This window comes from Arthrobacter sp. 01N444 (assembly GCF_056399305.1).
The window spans coordinates 1-386 of record NZ_JBFTRB010000054.1 but is presented as its reverse complement, the minus strand read 5'-3'; the positions used below and the strand labels follow the sequence as shown (position 1 = coordinate 386).

The 386-nt window shown below is 70.5% G+C and carries 1 pseudogene; it reads right to left on the bottom strand.

Features of this window, described 5'->3' with window-relative positions:
* Positions 1-386 (bottom strand): annotated as a pseudogene (locus AC1DKN_RS21060) (bifunctional D-altronate/D-mannonate dehydratase); the annotation flags it as partial.

The following is a 386-nucleotide window of genomic DNA, read 5'->3' as shown; positions in this document are numbered from 1 at the left end:
TGGGCCTGGGCCGCGACGCCGTAGACGGCCTTGATCCCGGGCACCGCGGTCTGGATCCGGATCGACTTGTAGCCCAGTTCCAGGTGCTCACGGACCGAATCGAACAGGGACGGCAGGTCCGCGCCGGAGGCGTGCCCGTACGCGCGCAGCCCGTTCCGGGACGCCCCGCCCAGGAGCTGGTAGACCGGCATCCCGGCGAGCTTGCCCTTGATGTCCCACAGCGCCATGTCCACCGCCGCGATCGCGGCCATCGTGACCGGGCCGCGGCGCCAGTACGAGGACCGGTACAGGAACTGCCAGGTGTCCTCGATCCGGTGCGGGTCCTTGCCGATCAGCAGCTGCGCGACGTGCTCCTTCAAATAGGCGGCCACGGCGAGCTCGCGCCC